This is a genomic window from Cellulosimicrobium funkei, assembly GCF_900155925.1.
Lineage (GTDB): Bacteria > Actinomycetota > Actinomycetes > Actinomycetales > Cellulomonadaceae > Cellulosimicrobium > Cellulosimicrobium funkei.
The window spans coordinates 340,469-364,944 of the sequence record NZ_FTMI01000004.1; the positions used below are offsets into that span (position 1 = coordinate 340,469).

The window sequence follows — 24,476 nt, forward strand, 5'->3', positions numbered from 1 at the left end:
CGGCCGGGCCGGTCGGTGGACCTCGGCGAGGTCCGTGCTTCGACCTTCCTCCCGCCCGCAAGCCCTTCTCAAGCCAGATCGAACGAAAGAAACGCGGTTCTTCTCTTGTGCGCAAGGAGTGGCGCGTGTCACTCTCAGTCATGGCTATCCCGACGACGCGACCGGCCGGAATCGCGGAACATGCGGAAATCCCGCTCGAGAGCGAGCCCGACGCCCTGACGATCGGCCGCAGGATCCGGCACCTGCGCACCGCGCGCGGCATGACGCTCGACGAGCTCGGCGCCGCGATCGGCCGCGCGCCGTCGCAGGTGTCGCTCCTCGAGAACGGCAAGCGCGAGCCGAAGTTCGGCCAGCTCCAGGCGGTGGCGCGCGCGCTCGGCGCGAGCCTCGACGACCTGCTCTCGCCGGAGCCGCCGTCGCGCCGGGACGCGCTCGAGATCGAGCTGGAGCGCGCCCAGCGCGGCCCGCTCTTCGACGCGCTCGGCCTGCGGCCCGTGCGGGTGGGCAAGTCGCTGCCCACCGACGCGCTCGAGACCATCGTCGCGCTCGAGCGCGAGCTCCAGCGCCTGCACACCGAGCGCGCCGCGACGCCCGAGGAGGCGCGCCGCGCGAACGCGGAGCTGCGCGCGACCATGCGCGCGCAGGACAACTACTTCCCCGAGCTCGAGGACGCGGCGGCCGGGCTGCTCGACGGCGTCGGGCACGCGGGCGGGCCGATGCCGCAGCGCGTCGCGGCCGACCTCGCCGCCCACCTCGGCTTCACGCTGCACTACGTCGGCGACCTGCCGCACTCCACCCGGTCCGTGCTCGACCTGCGCCACCGCCGCGTGTACCTGCCGAGCAACGGGATGCGCGGGCGGTCCAACGCGACGTCGGCGCTGCTCCAGGCGCTCGCGCCGCACGTGCTCGGGCACGCGGAGCCGCGCGACTACCGCGAGTTCCTCCGCCAGCGCGTCGAGGCCAACTACCTCGCCGCGGCGCTCCTGCTCCCGGAGCGGCACGCGGTCAAGGCCCTGCGCGCCGCGAAGGACGCGCGCGAGATCTCCATCGAGGACCTCCGGGACGCGTTCGCGGTGTCGTACGAGACCGCCGCGCACCGGTTCACCAACCTCGCGACGAAGCACCTCGGCATCCCGGTGCACTTCATGAAGGTCCACGAGTCCGGGGTGATCCACAAGGCGTACGAGAACGACGGCGTGCGCTTCCCCGCCGACCCGCTCGGCGCGGTCGAGGGGCAGTACGTGTGCCGGAGCTGGACCGCGCGCACCGTGTTCGCCGTCGAGGACCGGCTCAGCCCGTTCAGCCAGTACACGGACACCCCGAGCGGCACCTACTGGTGCACGTCGCGCGTGCAGGCGTCGGCCGACGGCGAGTTCTCCGTGAGCGTCGGCGTCCCGTTCGCGCACGTCAAGTGGTTCCTCGGGCGCGACACGACCGAGCGGCTCGTGTCCCGCTGCCCCGACGGCGCGTGCTGCCGCCGCCCGCCCGACGACCTCGCCGACCGCTGGGCCGGCCACGCCTGGCCGAGCGCCCGCCCGCACGCGTCGATGCTCGCGGCGATGCCGACCGGCGCGTTCCCCGGCGTCGACCAGACCGAGGTCTTCTCGTTCCTCGAGGCCCACGCGCCGGGCTAGCCGGCCCGTGCCTGCGCGCGCTCCGCCCGGTCCGCACGGTCCGCGCGAGCCGCGAGCCGCGCGAGCCGGGTCGGCGGACGCCGGTCGGCCGTCAGCCGATCGAGCCGCCCTCGACGGGAGCGACCATCGCGTCCTTGAGGCGCGCGGTGTCGGCGTCGGTCCAGCCGTCGGGTGCGTGCAGCGCGGCGAAGCCGTCGGCGTACTCGAGCTGGTAGACGTGCCCGTGGCCCGGCGGGATGTCGGACGCGGCCGCGACGAAGAGGTCGCCCGTGAGCTGCCAGAACGTGACGAACGGGTACCAGCGCACGTCGCCGAGCACGTCGGGCCCGCGTGGCTCGCGGAGCCAGTCGGGCTCGGACCACAGCGTCTCCGGGCCCCACCAGGTGACGCCGTCGGACGCGTGCTGGAGGTACACGACGCGCGGCTCGTCCCAGCGCGGGCCGGGGCCCCAGAGGTCGGCGACGCCGGTCGCGACCGGGTCGCCCCAGCGGACCTGGCGGCCGTCGTCCACCACGGGGGCGTACTCGAGCGACCCGGGGTCGCGCGCGTCGGTGAGCTCGCGCCACATCGGCGTGAACCCGGGCGTCCCGGTGAACATCGCGCCGTCGGAGCGCGCCTCGACGTCCTGCACGCCGCTGAACGCGCCCTGCATCCCGAACGACCCGAGCGAGATGCCGAACGCGAGCAGGCGCGGGCGGTCGCCCTCGGGCAGGTCCGACCACCGCGCGTACACCGCCTCGAACAGCGCCTTGCCCGCGGCGGGCGGGGTCGAGCGGTCGCCGACGAAGCTGATCCAGCTCGGCAGGTAGGAGTACTGCATGCTGGCGATCGCGGTGTCGCCCCCGTGCATGAGCTCGAGCGCCTCGACCATGGCGGGGTCCACCCAGCCGGTCCCGGTCGTGGTCGCGACGACGAGGACGGACCGGTCCCACGCGTCCGTCCGGTCGAGCTCGTCGACGACGCGGGCCGCCGTGGCGTCGAGGTCGCCCTCGGGGTCGAGGCCCGCGTACGCGTGGATCGGCTCGCGCACGTCCGCGGGGTCGACGACGTCGCCCGCCGCGGCGAACGCGCGCAGCTCGTCGAGGGTCGGGCCGGAGACGACGAACTTGCGCCCCTCCGCGCCGAGCGAGTCCCAGGGCTCGAGGGAGTCGGGGGAGCCGGACCGCTCGGGGAGCGTCGGGGGCGTGAGCCGAGGGCTGATCTCGGCGTTCGCCGCCGCGTAGACCGAGTTCAGCGCGCTGAGCGTGCCTGACCAGATGACGCCGTTGAACAGCAGGACCACGACGACGGCGACCGCGACGCCGCTGACGAACCGCGCCACGGGGGCGGGCACGACCTTGCCGACGAGGACGCTCAGCCATCGGGCGACGCGGCGCAGGCCGCGGCCCGCCTGGAGCACGAGCAGCGCGACGGCGAGCGCCGCGAGCAGCGTGACGACCTCGCGTCCGGGGACGTCCTCCGACATGCCGAACAGGTGCCGCAGCTCGATCTGGCGCCGCGCCCCGAGGATCAGCGCCAGCGGCACGAGCACGACGGTCGCCCCGGCGAGCACCCACCACGCGATCCGGCTCGCGCGCGCGGTCCACCGGATCCGCAGCCCGACCTTCACGGCGAACCACTCGACGAGCGCGCCGACGGCGTACCCGCCGACGGCGCTCACGCCCGAGATCACGGCCTGGTAGTACCAGGCGCGCGGGATGAGCGACGGCGTGAACGACAGGCAGAACCAGGCGAGCGCGACCACGAGCCCGGTGGCGGAGAACCGCCGGAGCCACCGCCCCCACGCGCCGTGCCGGGGGCGCTCCTCGTCGACGGGCTCGGGGGCGCGGGTCTCCGTCGCGGTGGGCTGCACCCCGCGATCGTAGGCGCGGCGCCCCGAGCCGTCCCCTCGAACGGCCGGGGCGCCGTCGGTCCACCGGACCCGGGCGAGCCCTACGCCTCGAGCAGCAGCGCCTCGCCCTGGCCCCCGCCGCCGCACAGCCCGACGGCGACGCGCCCGCCCCCGCGGCGCGCGAGCTCGTGCGCCGCGTGCACGGCGAGGCGGGCGCCGGAGGCGCCGATCGGGTGCCCGAGCGAGATGCCGCCGCCGTGCACGTTGACGACGTCCGGCGAGACGCCGAGCACGCGCGTGGAGACCGCGACGACGGTCGCGAAGGCCTCGTTGATCTCGACGAGGTCGAGGTCGTCGACCGTCCACCCGGCCCGGTCGAGGGCCTGCCGGATCGCGCGCGCGGGCTGGGAGTGCAGCGACGTGTCGGGGCCGGCGACCTGCCCCCACGCCCGCACGGTCGCGAGCACCGGCGTGCCCGCGGACTCGGCCCGGGCGCGGGTGGTCAGCACGAGCGCGGCGGCGCCGTCGGAGATCTGCGACGCGTTGCCCGCGGTGATGGTGCCCTCGGGGTCGAACGCGGGGCGCAGGCGCGCGAGGCCCTCGACCGTCGTGTCGGGGCGTACCCCCTCGTCGTCGCGCACCTCGACCGGCTCGCCCCGGCGCTGCGGGACGCTCACGGGGGCGAGCTCGGCGTCGAACAGGCCGTCCTTCGCCGCGGCCGCGGCGCGCTGGTGCGAGGCCGCCGCGACGGCGTCCTGCTCCTCGCGGGAGACGAACACGTCGCCCACGTTGGTGCGCTCGGTCGAGACGCCCATGGAGGTGTGGTCGAACGCGTCGGTGAGCCCGTCGCGCGCGACGGCGTCGACGAGCGTCGCGTCCCCGAACGCGAACCCGGCGCGCGACCCGGGGAGCAGGTGCGGCGCGTTGGTCATGGACTCCTGGCCGCCGACGAGCACGACCTCCGCCTCGCCGGAGCGGATCATCCGGGTGCCGTCGATGACGGCGGTGAGCCCCGAGAGGCACACCTTGTTCACCGTCACGGCGGGCACGTCCCAGCCGACGCCCGCGGCGGCGGCCGTCTGGCGCGCGGGGTTCTGGCCCGCCCCGGCCTGGAGCACCTGGCCGAGCACGACGGCGTCGACGGCGTCCGCGCCGAGGCCCGAGCGCTCGATCGCGGCGCGCGCGGCGACGGCGCCGAGCTCGACCGCGGTGAGCGCGGCGAGGGAGCCCTTGAGGCGGCCCTGCGGCGTGCGGGCGGCGGCGACGACCACGACGTCGTCGGGGGAGTGCGGGGTGGTGGTGCTCACGGCTGGACCTCCAGGGGTGCGGACGGCGGTGTCTGCGCGGGCGCCGGGGGTGTGGTGCCCGCTCGTGCGGCGGCGGCGGCGTCGACGTCGGCAACGGCAGTGTCGACCAGCCCGAGCAGGAGCCCGAGGAACACGTCCGGCTCCTCGAGGTGGGGGCTGTGCCCGACGCCAGGCCGCACCTCCTCACGGTACCGCCCGCCCGCGGCCGCGTAGGCGTCGAGGACGGCCCGGGTCTGGGCGACCATCGGCTGCGGCGGGTGCGTCTCGGCCCCGGGCCAGCCGGGGACGGCGTCGAGCGCGCCGAGCTGCGCGAGGTCGAACAGCGACGTGTCCGAGACGATCGCGTCGGCGTCGCCGCGCACCCACAGCACGGGCGCGGTGGCGCCGGACGTCGCGAAGCCGGACAGGTCGCAGTACTTCGCGCTGATCGCGTTGTTCATGCCGCGCGTCCCGGGCGCCACGCCGGGCCACGTGCCCGACGGCGCCCGGTCGCCCGGGTAGCTGTCGTCGCCCGTGCGCGTGGAGAGCACGGAGTCGAGCAGGAGCTCCTCGAGCGCGCCGAGCGGCTCGCCGAGCGCGGCCGGGTCGGCGACGTAGAAGCGGCGCAGCACGTCGCGGGGCGACCCGGCGTCCTCGCTGCGGTCACCTGCGGCGAGCGCCGCGACGAACGCCGGGTTCGCCGTGCCGCCGCCCGAGCCTGCGAAGTCGGGGGAGAGCGGCGTCCCGGCGACGTCGCGCGTGCCGCCGAACCCGTACGGCGACATGGGCGCCTCGAGGAGGATCGCGTCGAACAGGTCGGGCCGGTCGGTCGCGAGCTGCAGCACGACGCCCGCCCCCGCGGAGTGCGCGACGGCGACGAGCGGGCGCGCGAGGTCGAGCGCGTCGAGGACGGCCGCGACGTCGTCGGCGAAGTCCCGCACGCCCCGGGTCGCGTCGACGGGCCGGGGCTCGGCGTCGCCGTACCCGCGCAGGTCGACGGCGACGCCGCGCACGTCGGCGGGGAGCGCGCGCAGCAGCGGGTCGAAGAACGCCGACGACGAGCAGTTGCCGTGCACGAGCAGGACCGTCGCGCGGGCCGCACCCTCGGCGGCGACCTCGCGCACGTGCTCGCGCCCGCGCGGGGTCGGGACGTCGCGACGCAGCACGTCGCGCGTCACGACGGCGTCCCCGCGGCCTGCGTGGACGGTCCCGGGCCGGCGTCGGCGACGTCGAGCGGGGCGTCGTCGAGCGCGACGGCCAGGTCGGGCTCGGTCGCGGCCCGCACGTCGTCGACGCTCACGCCGGGTGCGGTCTCGCGCAGCACGAGGCCGTCGGGCGTCACGTCGATCACCGCGAGGTCGGTGATGACCCGGTGCACGACCCCGCGCCCCGTGAGGGGCAGCGAGCACGAGCGCAGGATCTTGGGCGACCCGTCGCGCGCCACGTGCTCCATGAGCACGATCACGCGGCCGGCCCCGTGCACGAGGTCCATCGCGCCGCCGGGGCCCTTGACCATCTTGCCGGGGATCATCCAGTTGGCGAGGTCGCCCGTCTCGGAGACCTGCATGCCGCCGAGGATCGCGGCGTCGATCTTGCCGCCGCGGATCATGCCGAAGCTCAGCGCGGAGTCGAAGAACGCGGCGCCGGGAAGGACGGTGACGGTCTCCTTGCCGGCGTTGATGAGGTCGGGGTCGACGGCGTCCTCGGTCGGGTACGGCCCGACGCCGAGGATCCCGTTCTCCGACTGGAGCACGAGGTGCTTGTCCGTGGGCACGTAGTTGGGCACGAGCGTCGGCAGGCCGATGCCGAGGTTGACGTACCAGCCGTCCTGGAGCTCGCGCGCGGCGCGCGCGGCCATCTCGTCGCGGGTGAGCGGCACGGCTCAGCCCTCCTTCACGGTCGTCGCGGTGCCCGACGGCGCGGGCGCGGGCTGGTCGGTCGCGGCGGGCGGGCGCACGGTGCGGCGCTCGATCCGCTTGGGCACGTCCGGGCCCACCTCGACGACGCGGTGCACGAACACGCCGGGCAGGTGCACGGCGTCGGGGTCGATCTCTCCGGGCTCGACGAGCTCCTCGACCTGCGCGACGCACACGCGGCCCGCCATCGCGGCGAGCGGGGAGAAGTTGCGGGCCGACCGGTGGAACACGAGGTTGCCGTGCCGGTCGCCGCGCAGGGCGTGCACGAGCGCGAAGTCCGTGGTGATCGCGTCCTCGAGCACGAACTCGGCCTCGTCGGCGAACGCGCCGTCGCGACCGCGCGGCCCGACGCCGAACGTGCGCACCTCCTTGGGCGCGCTCGCCTGCGCGACGCCGCCCGTGCCGTCGTACCGCTGGGGGAGGCCGCCCTCGGCGACCTGCGTGCCGACGCCGGTGCGCGTCCAGAACCCGGCGATGCCCGCCCCGCCGGCGCGCAGCTTCTCGGCGAGCGTGCCCTGCGGGGTGAGCTCGAGCTCGAGCTCGCCCGAGAGGAACTGCCGCTCGAACTCCTTGTTCTCCCCGACGTACGAGCTCGTCATCTTCCGGATGCGGCCCGCGCCGAGCAGGACGCCCAGGCCCCAGTCGTCGACGCCGCAGTTGTTGCTCACGACCCACAGGTCGCGCGTGCCCTGGGCGAGCAGCGCCTCGATGAGCGCGATCGGGTTGCCGCACAGGCCGAACCCGCCGACGGCGAGCGACGCGCCGTCGGGCACGTCCGCGACGGCCTCGGCCGCGGACGCGACCACCTTGTCCAGCCCGGTCCCTCGTGGGGACGCGATCGTGGGGCTCATGCCGTGACCTCCTCGTCACTCGCCGGTCCGGGTCCGTCGCTCGTGACGGCGGCCAGGGCCCGCAGGGTCTCGCCCGCGACGGCCTCGACGCCGGGCGGGCTCATGATGATCGTGTAGTGATTGATACCCGCTACGTCGCGGGTGCGCAGCCCCGGCAGCCGCGCGCGCCACGCGGCGAGGTGCTCGGGGGAGTAGAGGGCCTCGGGCTCGTCGAGCAGGCCGCGCGGCGCGCGCAGCAGCACGAGGGGCACGTCGAGCGGGTGGTCGCCCGCGAGCGCGTCCGCGAGCGGCCCGCCCTCGTAGAGCTCGAGCGAGTCGGCGGAGACCGCCGCGCCCGACGACGCCGGGCGCAGCGCGGGCGCCTCGCCGACGAGGTCGTAGTCGACGTACCCCGCGACGACGTCGGCCCACGGCTCGTCCCACGCGCTCGCGAAGGCGGGGTGCGCGCGCCAGAACCCGCGGTACTCCTCGTGGTCGGCGAACGTGCGCTCGAGGCGCTCGACGGCCGGGCCGAGCAGGGCGCGCAGGACCTCGTCGTGCGTCGCGTCGGGCGCGAGCCCGGTCGGCGGCGGGAGCGGGATACCGCCGTCGACGAGCACGAGCCGGGAGACGCGGCGGGGGTGGCGGTGCGCGAGCACGACGGACACGAACGCGCCCATGGAGTGGCCGAGCGCGACGACGCGGTCGATCCCGAGCGCGTCGAGGACCGTCGCGAGGTCGTCCGCGTGCGCGCCCATGCCGTACGGGCCGGGCAGGGCGTTGCTGCGCCCGCGCCCGCGGAGGTCGGGCGCGACGACGCGCACGCCCGGCAGCGCCGCGACGACGGCCGGCCACGCGCGGTGCGACGCCGTGATGCCGTGCACGGCGAGGACGGTCGGGACGGCGTCGGGCGCGGGGCGCGCGCCGCCGTCGGGCCGGGCGCCGGGCTCGGGTGCGTGCGGACCGACCGGGTCCCACACGCCGACGCGCAGCCGCCCGCCCGCGACGGGGACGTCGAGCGTCGCGTAGGTGTGGGTCGCGGCGGTGACGTCGTCCGGCGCGGTCGTCGCCGCGGTCACCGGGCGCTCCAGCCGCCGTCGATCGTCCACGACGCGCCCGAGACCATCGACGCGTCCGGGCCGGTGAGCCAGCCGACGAGCGACGCGACCTCCTCCGGCTCGACGAGCCGCTTCACCGCGGACTCCGCGAGGAGCACCGTCGCGAGCACCTCGGACTCGGGGACGCCGTGCACGCGCGCCTGGTCCGCGATCTGCTTCTCGACGAGCGGCGTGCGGACGTAGCCGGGGTTGACGCACACGCTCGTCACGCCGTGCGGACCGCCCTCGAGCGCCGTCACCTTGGACAGGCCCTCCAGGCCGTGCTTCGCGGACACGTACGCCGACTTGAACGGCGACGCCACGAGGCCGTGCACGGACGACACGTTGACGACGCGCCCGAACCCGCGCGCGTACATCCCCGGGAGCGCGGCCCGGACCAGCAGGAACGGCGCCTCGAGCATGATCGCGTGCAGCAGGCGGAAGTCGTCCGGGCGGAAGTCCTCGATGGGGCTCACGCGCTGCACGCCCGCGTTGTTGACGAGGACGTCGACGTCGAGCGTGAGGTCGTCGAGCGCGCGCGTGTCGGCGAGGTCCACGACCCACGCCTCGCCGCCGAGCTCGTCCGCGAGGCGCTGCGCGCCGCCGGGGTCGACGTCGGCGACGGTCACGTGCGCGCCGCGCGCGGCGAGCTCGCGCGCGCACGCGGCGCCGATGCCGCTCGCGCCGCCCGTGACGAGCGCGCGCCGTCCGGCGAGGGTCGGGGCGGTGCCGGGGACGGTGGCGGGGACGGTCATCGCGCGTCTCCTTCGGTGTCGGTCGAGGTGGCGGGCCCGGTCCCGGTCGGCGGGGCGGTCCGCGGCGCGGCGAGCGCGCGCTCGATGAACTGCATGGTCTGCTCGAACACGTGCGGAGGGACCTCGGCGGCCGCGGTGTCGTACGACGGCGGCTCCGCGCCCTCGTCCCAGCGCCCGCCCCACAGGACCCAGCGCATCCCGACGATCTCGCCGATGCCCATGAGCGCCCACGCGGCGACCTCCGGGTCGACGTCGTGGCCGACCTCGCCGTTCGCGCGCGCCTTGTCGAGCCCGGTCATGTAGCCCTCGACGATGCGCGCGTAGTGGCGGCGCAGCGCCCCGGGCGAGACGAACTCGGCCTGCCGCACGATCCGGTAGAGCGCCGGGTGCTCGGCGGTGAAGCGGAAGAACGCCTCGAAGCCCGCGCGCTCGGCGGCCAGGCGCGTCGTCGCCTGCGAGCTCGCCTCGATCATCGCGTGCCGCACGCGGCGGTTGAGGTCGTCGACGAGCTCGTCGAACACGTCGATCTTCGACTCGAAGTACAGGTAGAACGTGCCCTGCCCGACGCCCGCGGACTCGGTGATCTTCACGATCGACGCGTCGTGGTACCCGACCTCGGCGAACACCTGCTCGGCCGCGGCGAGGATCTTCGCCCGGGTGCGGTTGCCGCGGGCGGTGCGGGGCTGGGTGCTCATGAGTCCTCCGGGACGGTCACGCGCTCGGCGAGCGAGCGGCGCGACACCTTGTGCAACGACGTGCGGGGCAGGGACGGGACGAGGTCGAAGCGGCGCGGGACCTTGAAGTGCGCGAGCTCGCGGCGGCAGAACGCCTCCAGCTCCTCGGCGTCGGTGGGGTGGCCGGCGCGCGGCACGACGAACGCGGCCCCGACCTCGCCCCACCGGTCGTCGGGGACGCCCACCACCGCCACGTCCGCCACCGCGGGGTGGCGGCGGAGCACGGCCTCCACCTCGGACGGCGTGACGTTCTCGCCGCCGACGATGAAGACGTCCTTCAGGCGGTCGACCACGCGGTAGCACCCGTCGACGTCGCGCTCGACGAGGTCCCCGGTGCGCAGCCAGCCGTCGCGCAGGACCGCGGCCGTGGCGGCCTCGTCGCGGAAGTAGCCCGCGAACACCCCCGGCCCGCGGACCAGCAGCTCGCCCGCCGCGGGCCCGTCGAGGTGGCGGCCCGTCACCGGGTCGGCGACGGCGACCTCGACGTGCGGGTACGGCGTGCCGGCCGAGCCGCTGCGCTCGCGGGCCTGGTCGTCGGGCAGGCACAGCACGTTGGGGCCCGCCTCCGTGAGCCCGTAGCCCTGCGAGAGGGCGACGCCGCGGCGGTGCCACGTGCGCAGCAGCGGCTCCGGCATGGGCGCGCCGCCCACGACGGCGTGCCGCAGCGACGACAGGTCGGCGTCCGCGAAGCCGGGGTGCTCCGCGAGGAGCAGGTAGTTCGTCGGGACGCCCATCATCGTCGTGACGCGGCGCTCGGCGACGAGCTGGAGCACGCGCTCTGGCTCGAACGTGCGCTCCAGGACGACGGTCGCGCCGGTCCACCATGCGAGCAGCGGCTGGATGTTCCACCCGCCCGCGTGGAACTGTGGCAGCACGCTCAGCACGACGTCGTGGCTCGTCAGCTCGACCGTGCGCGAGAGCGAGAGGTTCGTCCAGAAGCAGTTCGCGTGCGTGAGCAGCGCGCCCTTGGGCGTGCCCTGCGTGCCGGACGTGAACACGAGGAGGAGCGGGTCGTCGTCGCGCACGGGCCGGCGCTCCGGCGCGGGGCCCCGCCGCGACGGCGGCGGGACGTGCGCCTCGACGCCGCTGCGCCCGAGCTCCGCCCGCCGGGGCGGGCGGCCGGGCCGCTCCCCGTCGAGCCGGCGCAGCGGGTCGAGCCGGTCGAACGCCGAGTCCGCGAGGCCGGAGAACTCCTGCTCCACGAGCACGAGCGCGGGGTCGGCCTGCTCGACCTGGGCGGCGAGCTCGCCGGGCGACAGCCGCCACGACAGCGGCGCGAGGACGAGCCCGGCCTGCGCGCACGCGAAGAACAGCACGACCTGGTCGGCGCTGTTGCCCGTGACGGTCGCGACGCGGTCCCCGACGCCGTAGCCCGCCTCCCGGAACGCCGCCGCCAGGGCGCTCGCGCGCTCGTGCAGGTCGCGGTAGCGCAGGGTCACGCCGCGGTCGTCGACGGCGACGCGGTCGGGCGTCGCGAGCGCGCGGTCGCGCGTCCAGCGCCCGAGGGTGTGCAGGCCGTCCTGGGCGTCCTGGTGCTGCGTCGTCATGCCACCTCCTCCAGGCGCTCGCGGGCCTCCTCCCGATCCTCCCGCGGGCGGCGGCGCGCGGCGAGGCGCGACGCGGCCCCGGCGATGCCGCCGGGCAGGAACATCACGACGAGGATGAAGAGGGTCCCGAGCAGGAACAGCGGCTCGCTGAGCGGCACGCGCAGCACGGCCGGGAGGTCCGCGACGGCCGCGGAGCTCGCAAGCGTGCCGAGCCGCTGGTCGAGGATCGTGTAGAGCACGCCGCCGACGATCGCGCCCCACCGGGACCCGACGCCGCCGAGCACGACCATGACGAGCAGCGTGAGCGTGAAGTCGGCGGACGTCGCGCGCGGCACGGCGCCGGACTGGAGCAGCAGGTACGCCATGCCGACGACGGTCGCGAGCGTCGCCGCGAGGACGAACACGAGGAGCTTGACGAGGTAGGGGCGCCCGCCGATGACGCGCACGCGCATCTCGTTCTCGCGCGTCGCCGCCGCGACGTGCCCCGCGCGCGACCGCTCGACCCACAGCACCACGAGGTAGACGACGACGAGCACGGCGAGGGCGAGCCAGTAGAGGTTGCGCGTGTTGAGCACGCCCACGAACGCGTCGGGTACGTTCCGGGTCGCGAGCGCGAGGCCCTCCTCGCCGCCGGTCGTGCCGCCGGGGTTGCGGCGCACGAGCACGTTGCCCGCCTGGGCGAACGCGAGGGTGACCATGGCGAACGAGATGCCCGTGACCCGCAGCGAGACGGCCCCGACGACGTGCGCGAGGACGATCCCGCCGACGAGCACGAGCGCCGCGGCCGGCAGGAGCGGGATCTCGGTCGTGTCGAGCACGATCGCGAGCCCGTACAGCCCGGCCGCGAAGTACAGCGCGTGGCCGAAGCTCAGCAGCCCCGCGACCCCGAACAGCAGGTGGTAGCTCAGCGCGAGGGCGCCGATGAGCCAGCACATCGCCATCATCTGGAGCGCGCCGGGCGTGTACGTCGGGCCGGGCAGGACGCCCGGCACGTGGAGCGCGAGCAGCGGGAGGCACGCGAGCCCCGCGACGAGCGCGACGCCCGCGAGCGTGCGGACCAGCGTGCCCGACGGCGCGCGGCGGGCGGGTCGGTCGGCGCGCGGTGCGTCGTCGGCGGGGGTGGCCGGGGCCGGGGGAGCGGTCTGGGTGGTCATGCGGCTGCCCTCCCGAGGAGGCCGGTGGGACGGACGAGGAGCACGAGCGCGAGCAGGAGCACGACGAGCAGGTCGCCGTAGCCGAGGTAGTAGTTCGCGAACTGCTGCAGGACCGCGACGAGCACGGACGCGACTGCCGCGCCGGTCAGGGAGCCGAGCCCCCCGATGACGGTGACGATGAACGCGAAGATGAGCAGCGACCCGCCGAGGTGCGGGGAGACGTACCCGAAGTACTGCGAGGCGAGGACCCCGCCGAGCCCCGCGGCGGCGCCGCCGACCGCGAAGACGAGCGTGAACGCCTTGCGCACGTCGATGCCGAGCGCGGTGACCATGGACCGGTTCTCGACGCCCGCGCGGATGATGAGCCCGTAGCGGGTGCGCTGGAGGAACAGCACGATCGCGCCGAGCACGAGCGCCGCGGCGCCGATCGCGACGAACCGGTCGTTGGGCACCGGCGCGCCGGCCAGGTCGGTCGTGCCCTTGAGCCACGCCGGGCCGGAGATGAACTCGGGGTCCGATCCCCACATGCCCTCGAACAGCGCGACGGACGCGAGCGAGAGCCCGACGGTGACGAGCACCTGCTCGATGTGCCGCTCGTAGAGCGGGCGGATGAGCAGGAGCTCGGTGAGCGCCGCGGCCCCCGCCCCGACGACGGCCCCGGCGAGCAGCGAGAGCGCGAAGACGCCCCACGAGTCCGCGCCGAGGGAGCGTGCGACGAACCAGCCGCCGAACGCGCCGAGCGTGAGGAACGACCCGTGCGCGAAGTTGAGGACGCCCATGAGCCCGTAGATGAGCGACAGGCCCGACGCGACGAGGAAGTACAGCGCCCCGAGGCCGAGCCCCGTGACGAGGAGGAGGACGATCGTGCTCACCGGGCCACCGCCCCTTCGGTTCCGTGGTGGTCGACCTCGGCGTGCACGCCGAGGAGCTGCTGGACGCGGTCGGGGTCGTCGAGGAGCTCGCGCGCGGGACCGGTGTGCACGACGCGGCCCGCGTCGATCACGACGACGCGCTCGGCGAGCCGCTCGATGACCTCGAGGTTCTGCTCGACGAGCAGGATCGGGACCGTGCGGGCCGCCTCCGCGAGCGCGTCCGACACCTCGCCGACGATCCGGGGCGCGAGGCCCTTGGTGGGCTCGTCGACGAGGAGCAGGCGGTTGGCGTTGAGCAGGGCGCGCGCGAGCGACACCATCTGCTGCTGCCCGCCCGAGAGGGTGCCCGCGCGCTGGGCGGCGCGCTGCACCAGGTCCGGGAACAGCTCCGCGACGAGCTCGCGTCGCGGGTGGGCGTCGCGCTCCGCGAGCCGCAGGTTCTCCGCGACCGTGAGCCCGGCGAACACCTCCCGGTCCTCGGGCACGTACCCGACGCCGCGCCGCACGATCCGGTCCGTGCGCTCGCCGTCGACGCGCTCGCCCGCGAGCAGCACCTCGCCCCGGCGCTCGATCAGGCCGAGCACGGCCTTGAGGGTCGACGTCTTGCCGACGCCGTTGCGGCCCAGCACCGCGGTGACGCCCGTGGCCGGGACGGAGAACGTCACGTCCTCGACGACCTGCTGGCCCGCGATGCGCGCGGAGAGCCCGCGCACCTCGAGGACGGGCACGTCGCTCCTGACCGCGGGCTGGGCGGTGCTCCTGCTGCTGCCGCTCATGCTGCCTCTCCTGCCGTGACGCCGAGGTAGGCGCTCTGCACCGTCGGGTCCGCCATGACGGCGTCGGGGGTGTCGCACGCGAGCAGCTCGCCGTGGTGCATGACGGCGACGCGGTCCACGAGCCCCAGCACGACGTCCATGTGGTGCTCGACCATGAGCACCGTGCAGCCGGTCGCGTGCAGGTCGCGGATGACCTCGACGAGGCCGGGCACGTCGGCCGACGACACGCCCGCCATGGGCTCGTCGAGCAGCACGACGCGCGGCTCGGTCGCGAGGAGCACCGCGATCTCGAGCTTGCGCTTGTCGCCGTGCGACAGGTCGCCCGCGGCGACCTCGGCGCGGCGCACGAGCCCGACGGTCTCCAGGTGCCGGTCCGCCTCCCGCGTCGCGGCGTCGCCGCGACGCGGGAAGCGCAGCACCGACAGGGCGCCGCCGAGGCGCCCCTGCGCGGCGAGCCGCACGTTCTCCCGGACGCTCAGGCGCGGGAACAGGCTCGACGTCTGGAACGTGCGGCCCAGGCCCGCGCGGGCGCGCGCGGCCACCGAGGTGGTCGTCACGTCCGCGCCCTCGAGGAGCACCGAACCGCTCGTCGGGCGGTGGATCCCCGAGACCAGGTTGAAGAGCGTCGTCTTGCCCGCGCCGTTCGGCCCGATCACGCCGAGCATCTCGCCCTGCCCGACGGCGAGGCTCACGCCCCGCAGGATCCGCGCGCCGCCGATCTGGAGCCCGAGGTCGCGGACCTCGAGCGCGGGGAGGGTGTGCGGCTCGCCCACGTCAGCCCGCCTCGGCCGGCGCGACGTCGTCGCCCGGCACCTCGGCGACGAGCTCGGGAGCCCAGCCGTCGCCCTCGGCCACGAGCTTCACCTGGTACATCGGCTGGACGAGCGCGTGGTCGGACGCGCGGACCGTCGTCGTGCCCTTGGGGCCGTCGAAGCTCCAGCCCTCGAGCGCGTCGACCATGGCGTCGACGTCGTCGCCGCCCTCGGCGATCGCGTGGACGATCATCTGCGCGGCGACGAAGCCGTCGGGCGTGAAGAGGTCGGCCTGCTTCCCGGCCTCCTCGACGGACGCGAGCATCGCGGCCTCGACCTCGGTGCCCGCGGCGCCGGGGAAGTAGTGGTTGAGGAAGTCGACCTTGCTCGCCGCGGCGCCGTACGCGCCGTAGGTCGCGACGTCGCCGAGCCCGGTGACGACCGTGGTCGCGTCGAGGACGCCCTGCTGGTCCAGGCCCTGCCACATCGCGCCCGACGTCGCCCCGGCCCACGCGACGAACACGAGGTCGGGCGCGGCGTCGACGATCTGGTGCGCGAACGGCGTGAACTCCGTCGCGTCCTCCGGGACGAGCACGCTCGTCACCTCGGCGCCCTGCGCGCCGAGGACGGCCTCGACCGCGGCGAGGTTGCCCTGGCCGAACGCGTTGTCCTGGGCGAACACGACGACCTTCGCACCGTCCGGGTCGACGAACGTGCCGGCGGTCGCCACGTCCTGGAGCGACTGGCGCCCCGAGCGGAACGTGTAGTCGTTGATGCCCGTGAGCGCGTCGACCGCGGCGGGCCCCGAGATGTAGAGCACCTTGTTCTGCTCGGCCTGCTCGGCGAGCTTGAGCGCCACGCCGGACACGACCGTGCCGCCGAGGATCTGGTAGCCCTTGCCGATGAGGTCCTTGGCCTGCCCGACGGCCTTGTCGGGGTCGCCGCCGTCGTCGTGGAACGTCACGTTGACGGGGCGGCCGTCGACCTCGCCCGTGCCGTCGGTCGCGTAGTCGAGACCGGCCTGGAAGCCCTCGTAGTAGGCCTCGCCGTAGGCCGCGAGCGGCCCGGTCTTGGAGTAGATGATGCCGACGTCGACCGGGTCGGCGCTCGTGCTGGTCTCGCCTCCGGCGCTGCCGCCGCCGCTCGCGTCGGTCGGCGCGCAGGCGGCGAGCGCGAGGCTCGCGGCCGCGAGCGCGGCGACGGCGAGCGCCGACCGCTGGGACTTCTTCGTCCGCATGACTTCGCCCTTCGTTGGGTGGTCCTGAGGGGGAGCGCCGCTCAAACATGAGAGGCGATTCAGGTTGCGGGAATCATGGATCCCCGGGCGGCGCGGTGTCAACCCGCGTCGGGAGGGACCGCCGCGCGCCCGGTGTCGCGAGCGCGCCGGCCGCGGCAGGCCTGATGTTGACAGGTGATTCAGGTCACACGTAGCGTCCGGTTCGCCCGGGTCCGGCGCGCGACGGTGCGCGCCACGGCGCGCGAAGCGCCGACGGCGACCCGACCTCGACGTGGAGGTTCAGATGGTCAGGCACTCCCTCAGACAGCGCGCCCGCGCCCGCCGGAGCGCCGTCGCGCTCGCCCTCGGCGCGGCGCTCGCGGTCGTGCTCGTCCCGCTCGTCACCGCACCGGCCACGGCCGCCGGGTCGTGGTCCCAGCGCACGGCCGGCGGGATGACGGTCGAGCTCTACCGGCCGTCGACGGCGCCCGCGCTCCCCGGCGGTCGGGCGCTCATGGTCTCCCTGCACGGGTGCGTCCAGACGTCGCAGGTGCTCAAGAACGGCGGCAACTGGACCGCGACCGCCGACGAGCACGGCATGGTCGTCGCGGTCCCCGCCGCGCCGAACGGCGGTGTCCTGCTCGGCTGCTGGGACTACTACGACACGAACCACAGCCGGACGAACCCCGCGCGGCACGACGACAACCTGCTCGACCTCGTCTCGACCCTGCTGGCAGACGCCTCGCTCGGCATCGACCCGGACCAGGTCTACGTCAGCGGCCTGTCGTCCGGCGGCGGCCAGGCGATGGTCATGGGCTGCCTCGCGCCCGACGTGTTCGCGGGCGTGGGGGTCGCGGCGGGGCCGACGGTCGGGACGACGTCGGGCCAGATCGGGAGCGTCGCGACGACGCTCGCGCAGGCGCGCTCGACGTGCCGGACCTTCGCGGGGACGCACGCGGCGGGCTTCGGCTCGCAGGTGACGTCCGTCGTCTTCGGCAGCGCCGACACGACGGTCGCGACCGGGTACGGGACGCTCAACGCCCAGGTCATGGCCGACCTCTACGGAGCCGGGACCACGTCGTCGTTCTCGCTCGCCGGGCTCGCGGGCACGAACCGCGCGGGCACCGGGTCGCTGTGGTCCGACGCCGCCGGCCCGCGCGTCTCGCTGGTCCAGAACACCGGGCTCGCGCACGCGTGGCCCGCGGGCGGCGGCCCCGGAGGGTCCTACGTGTCGACGAACAGCATCGACTACCCGGCCTACCTCACCGACTTCCTGTTCGCGAACAACCGGCGCGTCGACCGCGACCCGGGCCCCGACCCGGACGTCACGGCGCCGACGGTCGCGATCACCGCGCCCGCCGCGGGCGCCGCCGTCTCGGGGACGGTCCGCGTGGAGGTCGCGGCGTCCGACGACCGCGCGGTCGACCGCGTCGAGCTGAGCGTCGAAGGCGCGATGCTCGCGACGCTGCGCACCGCCCCGTACGGGTTCGACTGGGACACGACGGCGCTCGCGCCCGGCTCGCACGTGCTCACGGCCCGCGCGGTCGACGCGGCGGGGAACGCGTCGACCGCACAGGTCGCGGTGACGGTGCAGGCGCCGACCGGGCCGTGGTGCGGCACCGCGACGAACGCGCAGCACCGGGCCGCGGGGCGCGCGATCTCCTACGGCGTGAACCCCTACAACCCGTACTACGCGGTCGGCTCGCTCGCGTACCTCGGCCAGGGCGACGCGACGGTCACGACGCTGCGCGAGGCCGCGCCCGGCCGGTTCGAGGTCGCCGCCGCCTGCTGAGCAGGGCGGGCCCGCTCGGGCTAGTGCTCCAGGCGGTCCTTCGGGTCACCGATGAAGTCGGTGACGTCGTCCGGGAGGTCGTCGCGGTTCATGTCGTTCGAGCGGGCCCGGCGGGCGTCCCAGCGCAGCGCGAGCGCGGCCAGCACCACCGCGATCGTGGACGCCGCGAGGATCGCGATCTTCGCGCCGTCGGTGTGCTCGGCGTCGGGGAACGACAGCTCCGCGATGAGGAGCGAGACGGTGAAGCCGATGCCCGCGAGGAACCCGACGGGCAGGAGGTCGCGCACCCCGATGCCGGCCGCGAGCCGCAGCGGCGTGAAGCGCGTGACGAGCGCCGTGACCCCGAGCACGCCCACGAGCTTGCCGACGACGAGCCCGAGGACGATGGCGAGCACGACGGGCTGCGTCAGCACCTCCCCGACGGGCGTCTCGCCGCCCACGATCGAGACGCCGGCCGCGAAGAACGCGAACACCGGCAGCGCGACGCCCTGCGAGAGCGGGCGCACCGTGTGCTCGAAGCGCTGCGTGCGCGGCTCCCGCTCCCCGTGCACCGCGAGCGCGGGGACGGTGAAGCCGAGCAGGACGCCGGCGATCGTGGCGTGGACGCCCGACTCGTGCATGAACGCCCAGGCGACCACCGCGACGGGCAGCAGGAGCCACCAGCGGGTGCGGCGAGCGCGCACGAGGACGGCGTAGAGCGCGACGGCGAGCAGCGCGAGGCCGAGGTAGCCCCACTGCAGCTCCGCCGTGTAGAAGATCGCGATGACGACGATCGCGAGCAGGTCGTCGACGACCGCGAGCGTGAGCAGGAACGTGCGGATCGCGACGGGGAGCCCGCGGCCGAAGACGGCGAGCACGCCGAGCGCGAACGCGATGTCCGTCGCCGTGGGGATCGCCCACCCGTGCAGCGCGCCCGGGTCGCCCGTGGTCAGCAGGACGGCGACGAAGATCAGGGCCGGCACCGCCATGCCGCCCATCGCCGCGAGCACCGGGACGCCCGCCTGCCTCGGGTTGCGCAGGCTGCCCGCGACGAACTCCTGCTTGAGCTCGACGCCGACCACGAAGAAGAAGATCGCGAGCAGGCCGTCGGCCGCCCACGTCGACAGCGTCAGGTCGAGGTGCAGCGGGGAGGACGGGCCGACGACGGTGCTCGACAGCGTGAGGTAGGACTCGCGCCAGGGCGAGTTGGCCCAGACCAGCGCGAGCAGCGCCGCGCCGATGAGCAGGGCGCCGCCCGTCGTCTCGCGCCCGACCCAGCGGCGCAGGCGTGCACCGGGGGAGGGGCGGTCGGTCGGCGGGGTGGCCGAGGGGCCGGAGGGCAGGGCGGGGTGGGTCATCGTGCTCCCGGGGTCGCTGTCGTGTCGCACGGCCGCGTCGCGGACCGTGGCCGACCAGACTTCCCGGCACACCGCCCACGATTCTACGGGGCGGCGCACCCCTCGCGGTCGACGTGTCCGGCTCGCGGTCCAGTCTCCTGGCGCTCGTCCCGCCGCGCGCGTCAGGGCGGGGTGTCCTCGGCGAGCGCGAGGAGACGCGTCGTCGTTCTCCAGTTCCGGCCCGTCACCGGGGTCCCGGCCGCCTTCGCGAGGACGGCCGCCGTCAGCCTCGACCGACCGACGCCGTCGGGGTAGGCGACGTAGAGGACGCCGTTCGCGACGACGGCGCGCTCGGTCGTCAGGCGCGGCCCGAGCGCGGCGGCGGCGTCCGGGTCGACCGGCTCCTCGCCCACGTGGACCAGCAGCCCGGCCGGGCGGTCGGCGGCGTCGTCGGGCAGCGGGTTCCCGCGCACGATCTTCCGGAGGCGCTCGGTCGTGAGCACGGCCACGGCGGCGTCGACGCCGAACCGCTCGGCGACGCCGTCGTGCAGGAGGCGCGCGACGTCCGCGGGCGACGACGCACCGGACGACCCCGGCCCGACGACGAGGTTCCCGCTGTTCACGACCGTGCGGGCGTGCGCGAGGCCGAGCTCGCCCGCGAGGTCCCGCAGCGCGGTCGACGGGACCTTCCGCCCGCCCACGTTCACGGCGAAGAGCAGGCAGGCGTACGCCGTCACGACGACGTCCCCGGGCGACGGCGGGACCACGGCGCGGCCTCCTCGAGGCGCGCCGCGAGGGCCAGCAGCAGGGCGTCGTCCCCGTGGTCCGCGCCGAGCATCACCCCGACGGGGACGGTCGCCGCAGACCCGTCGGGGTCGGTGACGCGCGCCTCGCCGAGCGGGAGGGAGACCGCGGGCCGCCCCGTGAGGTTCCAGAGGCTCGTCCAGGGCGTGAACGCCGTCTGCGCCGCGAAGTCGGCGGCCGGGTCGTCGTCGACGCGCTGGCTGCCGACGAGCGCGGGCGGCTGCGCGAGCGTGGGGGAGAGCACGACGTCGACGCCCGACCACGCGGCGGCGACCTCGCGCGTGAGCTGCTGCACCCCCGCGAGCGCCGTCGCGTACGCGAGCCCGCTCACCGCGCGCCCGCGCTCGCGCAGCCACCGCGTGAGCGGCACGAGCAGGTGCTCGCGCTCCGGCGGGACGGGTGCCTGGAGCGCCCCGACGGACCACAGCGCCGCGAACGCGTCCCAGCGCTCGGCCCCGAACGGGGGCGGGATCTCGACGACGTCGTGCCCGAGCCGGACGAGGAGCTCCGCCGCCGCGCGGGCGGCGTCGGCGCACGCCGGGTGCACGGGGGCGCCGGCGGCGATCACGGGCTCCAGCAGCAGCCCGACGCGGAGCAGCCGCCCGTCCGGCGGGGCGCCGAGCCGCGCGGTGAAGGTGTCGCCGGGCCAGGGGCGCGCGAGCACGTCGAGGAACGCGGCGGTGTCGCGGACCGACCGGGTGAGGACGCCGTGCGTCGCGAGCCCCGCGCCGTCGACCCCGTACGGGCCCGGGCTCACGAGCCCGCGCGACGGCTTGAGCCCGACGAGCCCGCACGCGCTCGCGGGGATGCGCAGCGAGCCGCCGCCGTCGCTCCCGTGCGCGACGGGGACGACGCGCGCCGCGACCGCGGCGGCCGCGCCCCCGCTCGACCCGCCCGCGGACCGCGCGAGGTCCCACGGGGTGCGGGCGGTCGGGCCGACGTCGGGCTCCGTGTAGCAGGGGAGGCCGAGCTCCGGGGTCGAGGTCTTGCCGACCATCACCGTGCCGGCGCGCCGCAGGAGCGTCACGACGCCGTCGTCGTACGGGGCGGGGAACGGGTCGATCGCGGCCGAGCCCGCGCGCATCGGCACGCCCTCGACCATCGTGAGGTCCTTGACGGGGCAGGGGACGCCGAGGAACGGCGGGAGGCCGTCGTGGGGACCGGCCCGGCCGTCGCGCCGCGCCGCCACGAGCGCGTCCTGTGCGGCGAGGGCCTGCGTGCGCGCCAGGTCCGGGGTCAGCACGGTGAAGGCGCCGACGGCGGCACCGACCCCGGCGGCGGCGTCGAGCGTCGCGTCGAGGACCTCGACGGGGGAGACGTCGCCGGCGCGCAGGGCACCGGCGAGCGCGGTGGCGTCGAGGTCGAGGAGCTCGGGGGCGCTCATGGCTCGTGAACCTACGCGCGCCGTCGCACCCGCGCGACCGCGCGCCCGCGACCCGCGCGCGCGATCTGCGCGCGCGCGATCTCCGCGCGCGTGACCTCCGCCCGCATGGAGCCCGGCGGTCGACACCGGTCGAGCGGGAGGCGTATATTCCAACCGGAATATTCCAGCCGGGCGCGAGCTCCCCACCCGCCGGCCTGCTACCCCGCCACCCCGTCCCGGAGACCACCGTGACCTCCCCGCGCCTCAGCCCCACGGCGACCCTCGTGCTCGCCGTGCTGCTCGAGCAGCCCATGCACCCGTACGAGATGCTCGTGCGCCTGCGCAAGCGGCGCGACGACCGCCTCGTGCGGCTCAACCCCGGCGCCGTCTACCACGCGGTGGACCGCCTCGAGCGGGACGGCCTCGTCGAGCGCGCGGGCGTCGACCGGGACGGCAACCGCCCCGAGCGCACGCTCTACGCCATCACCCCGGCCGGCGTCGCCGCGCACGACGCCCGCACGCGCGACCTCGTCCGCGAGACGCCGCGCGAGTACCCCGCCTTCCCGGTCGGGCTCGCGCTCGTGCACGACCTCCCGCGCGAGGACGCCCTCGCGCTGCTCCGCGAGCGTCGCGCGGCGCTCGCGGCCGCGATCGACGGGGTGCGCGAGCGCCTCGACGACGTGGTCGCGCGCGGCCTGCCCCGCCGCTACCTGCTCGACGCCCACTTCGAGCTCCACCAGACCCAGGCCGAGATCGCCTGGCTCGACGCGACCGTCGCGGACGTCACGTCCGGCGCGCTGAGCTGGACCGAGGAGCCCGGGCCCGCGTTCCGCCACTCCCGCACGACCTCACCTCAGGAGTCCTCGTGACCACTCCCGCCCCGGGCACCGGCCCGGCCCCGGCACCCGCCGAGGCCGGCTCGCGCGTCGTGCCCCTCGTCGACCTCCACGGCCGCAGCGCCTGGAGCATCCTGCCGCCGCTCATCCTCGGCTTCTTCATGATCATGGTGGACACCACGATCGTGAACATCGCGGTCCCCACGCTCCAGCGCGAGCTCGACGCGTCGCTGGTCGCGGTCGGCTGGGTGAACAGCGCCTACCTGCTCTCGTACGCGGTGCTGCTCCTGCTCGCGGGTCGCCTGGGCGACAGGTACGGGCCCAAGCCGGTGTTCGTCGTCGGCCTGGCGGTGTTCACGCTCGCGTCCGCGTGGTGCGGGCTGTCGGGCTCGATCGGGATGCTCATCGCCGCCCGCGTGGTCCAGGGCGTCGGCGCGGCGCTCATGACGCCGCAGACGATGGCCATGATCACGCGCGTGTTCCCGCCGCGGCAGCGCGGCGCCGCGATGGGGCTGTGGGGTGCGACGGCGGGCGTCGCGACGATCGCCGGCCCGCTGCTCGGCGGGCTGTTCGTCGAGTCGTGGGGCTGGGAGTGGATCTTCTTCGTCAACGTCCCGGTCGGGGTCGTGGCGCTCTGGCTCGCCCTGGTGCGGCTCCCGCGGCTCGCGACGAACAAGCGCTCGTTCGACGTGGTCGGCGTCGTGCTGTCCGTCGTCGGGCTCTTCGCGGTCGTCTTCGGGCTCCAGGAGGGCCAGACGTACGACTGGGGCACGATCACCGGGCCGGTCACGGTGTGGGGCGTGATCGGCGTCGGCCTGCTCGTGCTGGCCGCGTTCGTGCTGTGGCAGCGCCGGCTCGGCGACGACGCGCTGCTGCCGCTGCGGCTCTTCCGCTCGCGCAACTTCTCGCTCGCGAACGTCGCGGGCATGTCCGTGTCGTTCGCGATGATCGGCATCTTCTTCCCGCTGACGATCTTCCTCCAGTCGATCCTCGGGCTGTCGCCCCTGCACGCCGCGCTGGTCAACCTGCCGGGCTCGCTCGTGTCGGGGATCGTCGCGCCGCTCGCAGGCCGCCTGTCCGATCGCGTGCCCGCGAAGTGGGTCGTCGCGACGGGGTTCGGCGTCCTCGCGGTCGCGATCGGCTGGCTCGCGGCGGTCGTCGGGCCGGGCGTGTCGGTGGTGACGATCGTGCTCCCCATGACGCTGTTCGGCATCGGCACCGGGTGCGTCTTCTCGCCGCTCGCGAACCTCGCGACGTCGGGCCTCGACCACCGCACCGCCGGGGCGGGCGCGGGCGCCTTCAACACGACGCGCCAGGTCGGCGGCGTGATCGGGTCGGCGGCGATCGTCGCGACGCTCACCGCGCGCCTCGCGGTGACCCTCCCGGCGGCCGCGCGGGACGCGGCGGCCTCGCTCCCCGAGCAGTTCCGCCAGCAGTTCGTCGACGGGTTCGCGAACGCGGGGTCGCTCCAGGGGGGCCAGGGCGGGTCGTTCGACCTCCCGCCGGGGGTGCCCGACGACGTCGCGCGCCAGGTCACGGACGCCGCGACCACCGCGTTCCACCAGGGCTTCGCGACCGCCGTCGGGCAGACGCTCGCGGTCACGGCCGTGGTGCTCGTGCTCGGGTTCGTCGCCGCGATCGCGATGGCGCCGAAGCACGTCGAGCACTGACCTGTCCGGGATCGACCCGACCGTCACGACGCCGCCCCCGGAGGGCCGGTCTCGGACGCTCGGGTCGATCTCGCGCGGCCCGCGGGTGCGGCCTCCGCGTGAACGGGGGGTTAAACCTCGCGCGGAGGCGTGTCGGGGGTGGTGACCCGAATCACACGGGCGTAGTTTCGAGGAGACGGACGGCACCTTCGCCGTCCTCCGGGAGGCCAGCCGATGGGGTTCACGCTCCGCTCAGGAGGGCCGGCACCGGCGCTGCTGAGCCGTGGCACCCACGGCCCGACGGCCGGTCGCCCGC

The 24,476-nt window shown here is 75.5% G+C and carries 21 protein-coding genes; 4 read left to right on the top strand and 17 right to left on the bottom strand.

Going from position 1 to position 24,476, the window contains the following annotated elements; genetic code table 11:
- The first annotated feature begins 140 nt into the window (after window positions 1–140).
- Window positions 141–1,634, top strand: coding sequence for a helix-turn-helix transcriptional regulator (locus BXA05_RS12550; RefSeq protein WP_051028156.1), 1,494 nt, complete (start codon window positions 141–143; stop codon window positions 1,632–1,634).
- 91 nt (window positions 1,635–1,725) lie between these two features.
- Here BXA05_RS12550 and BXA05_RS12555 read toward each other — a convergent pair whose 3' ends face one another.
- The 14 genes from BXA05_RS12555 to BXA05_RS12620 form a co-directional block, all read right to left on the bottom strand.
- Window positions 1,726–3,486 (bottom strand): alpha/beta hydrolase, encoded by a 1,761-nt coding sequence (locus BXA05_RS12555; RefSeq protein WP_051028157.1) that lies wholly within the window; start codon window positions 3,484–3,486, stop codon window positions 1,726–1,728.
- 80 nt (window positions 3,487–3,566) lie between these two features.
- A complete protein-coding gene (locus BXA05_RS12560; RefSeq protein WP_076405200.1) occupies window positions 3,567–4,772 on the bottom strand; it encodes an acetyl-CoA C-acetyltransferase in 1,206 nt (401 codons plus the stop codon).
- The gene (locus BXA05_RS12565; protein WP_076405201.1) at window positions 4,769–5,929 is read right to left on the bottom strand and encodes an alpha/beta hydrolase; all 1,161 of its coding nucleotides are present in this window, start codon (window positions 5,927–5,929) and stop codon (window positions 4,769–4,771) included. The genes BXA05_RS12560 and BXA05_RS12565 overlap by 4 nt, the downstream gene beginning before the upstream one ends.
- Window positions 5,926–6,630 carry a CoA transferase subunit B gene (locus tag BXA05_RS12570; protein WP_076405202.1) on the bottom strand — a complete coding sequence of 235 codons (705 nt, stop codon included), beginning with the start codon at window positions 6,628–6,630 and terminating at the stop codon, window positions 5,926–5,928. Before BXA05_RS12570 ends, BXA05_RS12565 begins: the two co-directional genes overlap by 4 nt.
- A 3-nt stretch (window positions 6,631–6,633) precedes the next feature.
- Entirely contained in the window at window positions 6,634–7,518 is an 885-nt protein-coding gene (locus tag BXA05_RS12575) for a CoA transferase subunit A (protein WP_076405203.1), read from the bottom strand.
- Window positions 7,515–8,576, bottom strand: coding sequence for an alpha/beta hydrolase (locus BXA05_RS12580; RefSeq protein WP_083711858.1), 1,062 nt, complete (start codon window positions 8,574–8,576; stop codon window positions 7,515–7,517). The genes BXA05_RS12575 and BXA05_RS12580 overlap by 4 nt, the downstream gene beginning before the upstream one ends.
- Window positions 8,573–9,349, bottom strand: a complete 777-nt coding sequence (locus BXA05_RS12585; protein ID WP_076405204.1) for a 3-hydroxybutyrate dehydrogenase — start codon at window positions 9,347–9,349, stop codon at window positions 8,573–8,575. Before BXA05_RS12585 ends, BXA05_RS12580 begins: the two co-directional genes overlap by 4 nt.
- Window positions 9,346–10,044, bottom strand: a complete 699-nt coding sequence (locus tag BXA05_RS12590) for a TetR/AcrR family transcriptional regulator (protein WP_076405205.1) — start codon at window positions 10,042–10,044, stop codon at window positions 9,346–9,348. The genes BXA05_RS12585 and BXA05_RS12590 overlap by 4 nt, the downstream gene beginning before the upstream one ends.
- On the bottom strand, window positions 10,041–11,630 hold the full coding sequence (locus BXA05_RS12595) for a class I adenylate-forming enzyme family protein (RefSeq protein ID WP_076405206.1): 1,590 nt from the start codon (window positions 11,628–11,630) through the stop codon (window positions 10,041–10,043). Before BXA05_RS12595 ends, BXA05_RS12590 begins: the two co-directional genes overlap by 4 nt.
- Window positions 11,627–12,784: a branched-chain amino acid ABC transporter permease gene (locus BXA05_RS12600; protein ID WP_083711859.1), complete on the bottom strand. Its 1,158-nt coding sequence runs from the start codon at window positions 12,782–12,784 to the stop codon at window positions 11,627–11,629. Before BXA05_RS12600 ends, BXA05_RS12595 begins: the two co-directional genes overlap by 4 nt.
- Window positions 12,781–13,656: a branched-chain amino acid ABC transporter permease gene (locus tag BXA05_RS12605; RefSeq protein ID WP_076405207.1), complete on the bottom strand. Its 876-nt coding sequence runs from the start codon at window positions 13,654–13,656 to the stop codon at window positions 12,781–12,783. Before BXA05_RS12605 ends, BXA05_RS12600 begins: the two co-directional genes overlap by 4 nt.
- Window positions 13,653–14,432, bottom strand: coding sequence for an ABC transporter ATP-binding protein (locus BXA05_RS12610; RefSeq protein ID WP_076405208.1), 780 nt, complete (start codon window positions 14,430–14,432; stop codon window positions 13,653–13,655). Before BXA05_RS12610 ends, BXA05_RS12605 begins: the two co-directional genes overlap by 4 nt.
- A complete protein-coding gene (locus BXA05_RS12615) occupies window positions 14,429–15,205 on the bottom strand; it encodes an ABC transporter ATP-binding protein (RefSeq protein WP_074809191.1) in 777 nt (258 codons plus the stop codon). The genes BXA05_RS12610 and BXA05_RS12615 overlap by 4 nt, the downstream gene beginning before the upstream one ends.
- 1 nt (window position 15,206) lies before the next feature.
- Window positions 15,207–16,421: a substrate-binding domain-containing protein gene (locus BXA05_RS12620; protein WP_076405209.1), complete on the bottom strand. Its 1,215-nt coding sequence runs from the start codon at window positions 16,419–16,421 to the stop codon at window positions 15,207–15,209.
- A gap of 283 nt (window positions 16,422–16,704) precedes the next feature.
- Between BXA05_RS12620 and BXA05_RS12625 the strand changes: the two genes are divergently transcribed.
- A complete protein-coding gene (locus BXA05_RS12625; RefSeq protein WP_083711860.1) occupies window positions 16,705–18,192 on the top strand; it encodes an extracellular catalytic domain type 1 short-chain-length polyhydroxyalkanoate depolymerase in 1,488 nt (495 codons plus the stop codon).
- A 20-nt stretch (window positions 18,193–18,212) separates the two neighbouring features.
- Here the strand turns inward: BXA05_RS12625 and nhaA are convergent, their stop codons facing one another.
- The 3 genes from nhaA to BXA05_RS12640 all read right to left on the bottom strand — a co-directional run bounded on the left by nhaA (window position 18,213) and on the right by BXA05_RS12640 (window position 21,696).
- Window positions 18,213–19,529, bottom strand: a complete 1,317-nt coding sequence (nhaA, locus tag BXA05_RS12630) for a Na+/H+ antiporter NhaA (protein WP_076405210.1) — start codon at window positions 19,527–19,529, stop codon at window positions 18,213–18,215.
- A 161-nt stretch (window positions 19,530–19,690) separates the two neighbouring features.
- Entirely contained in the window at window positions 19,691–20,275 is a 585-nt protein-coding gene (locus BXA05_RS12635; protein ID WP_051028210.1) for a DUF1697 domain-containing protein, read from the bottom strand.
- Complete coding sequence (locus BXA05_RS12640) at window positions 20,242–21,696, bottom strand: amidase (protein ID WP_076405211.1); 1,455 nt, start codon at window positions 21,694–21,696, stop codon at window positions 20,242–20,244. The genes BXA05_RS12635 and BXA05_RS12640 overlap by 34 nt, the downstream gene beginning before the upstream one ends.
- Before the next feature lie 227 nt (window positions 21,697–21,923).
- On the opposite strand from BXA05_RS12640, the gene BXA05_RS12645 reads away from it, so the two are divergent.
- The gene (locus BXA05_RS12645) at window positions 21,924–22,544 is read left to right on the top strand and encodes a PadR family transcriptional regulator (protein WP_076405212.1); all 621 of its coding nucleotides are present in this window, start codon (window positions 21,924–21,926) and stop codon (window positions 22,542–22,544) included.
- Between the two features lie 128 nt (window positions 22,545–22,672).
- On the top strand, window positions 22,673–24,181 hold the full coding sequence (locus tag BXA05_RS12650) for a DHA2 family efflux MFS transporter permease subunit (RefSeq protein ID WP_232322807.1): 1,509 nt from the start codon (window positions 22,673–22,675) through the stop codon (window positions 24,179–24,181).
- Window positions 24,182–24,476: the final 295 nt, after the last annotated feature.

What these genes read in the sequence shown, in the direction of transcription:
- BXA05_RS12550 (WP_051028156.1), top strand. Translation starts at nt 141, where the DNA reads ATGGCTATCCCGACGACGCGACCGGCCGGAATCGCGGAACATGCGGAA.
- BXA05_RS12575 (WP_076405203.1), bottom strand. Translation starts at nt 7,518, where the DNA reads ATGAGCCCCACGATCGCGTCCCCACGAGGGACCGGGCTGGACAAGGTG.
- BXA05_RS12585 (WP_076405204.1), bottom strand. Translation starts at nt 9,349, where the DNA reads ATGACCGTCCCCGCCACCGTCCCCGGCACCGCCCCGACCCTCGCCGGA.
- BXA05_RS12590 (WP_076405205.1), bottom strand. Translation starts at nt 10,044, where the DNA reads ATGAGCACCCAGCCCCGCACCGCCCGCGGCAACCGCACCCGGGCGAAG.
- BXA05_RS12595 (WP_076405206.1), bottom strand. Translation starts at nt 11,630, where the DNA reads ATGACGACGCAGCACCAGGACGCCCAGGACGGCCTGCACACCCTCGGG.
- BXA05_RS12600 (WP_083711859.1), bottom strand. Translation starts at nt 12,784, where the DNA reads ATGACCACCCAGACCGCTCCCCCGGCCCCGGCCACCCCCGCCGACGAC.
- BXA05_RS12610 (WP_076405208.1), bottom strand. Translation starts at nt 14,432, where the DNA reads ATGAGCGGCAGCAGCAGGAGCACCGCCCAGCCCGCGGTCAGGAGCGAC.
- BXA05_RS12620 (WP_076405209.1), bottom strand. Translation starts at nt 16,421, where the DNA reads ATGCGGACGAAGAAGTCCCAGCGGTCGGCGCTCGCCGTCGCCGCGCTC.
- BXA05_RS12625 (WP_083711860.1), top strand. Translation starts at nt 16,705, where the DNA reads ATGGTCAGGCACTCCCTCAGACAGCGCGCCCGCGCCCGCCGGAGCGCC.
- nhaA (WP_076405210.1), bottom strand. Translation starts at nt 19,529, where the DNA reads ATGACCCACCCCGCCCTGCCCTCCGGCCCCTCGGCCACCCCGCCGACC.
- BXA05_RS12640 (WP_076405211.1), bottom strand. Translation starts at nt 21,696, where the DNA reads ATGAGCGCCCCCGAGCTCCTCGACCTCGACGCCACCGCGCTCGCCGGT.
- BXA05_RS12650 (WP_232322807.1), top strand. Translation starts at nt 22,673, where the DNA reads ATGATCATGGTGGACACCACGATCGTGAACATCGCGGTCCCCACGCTC.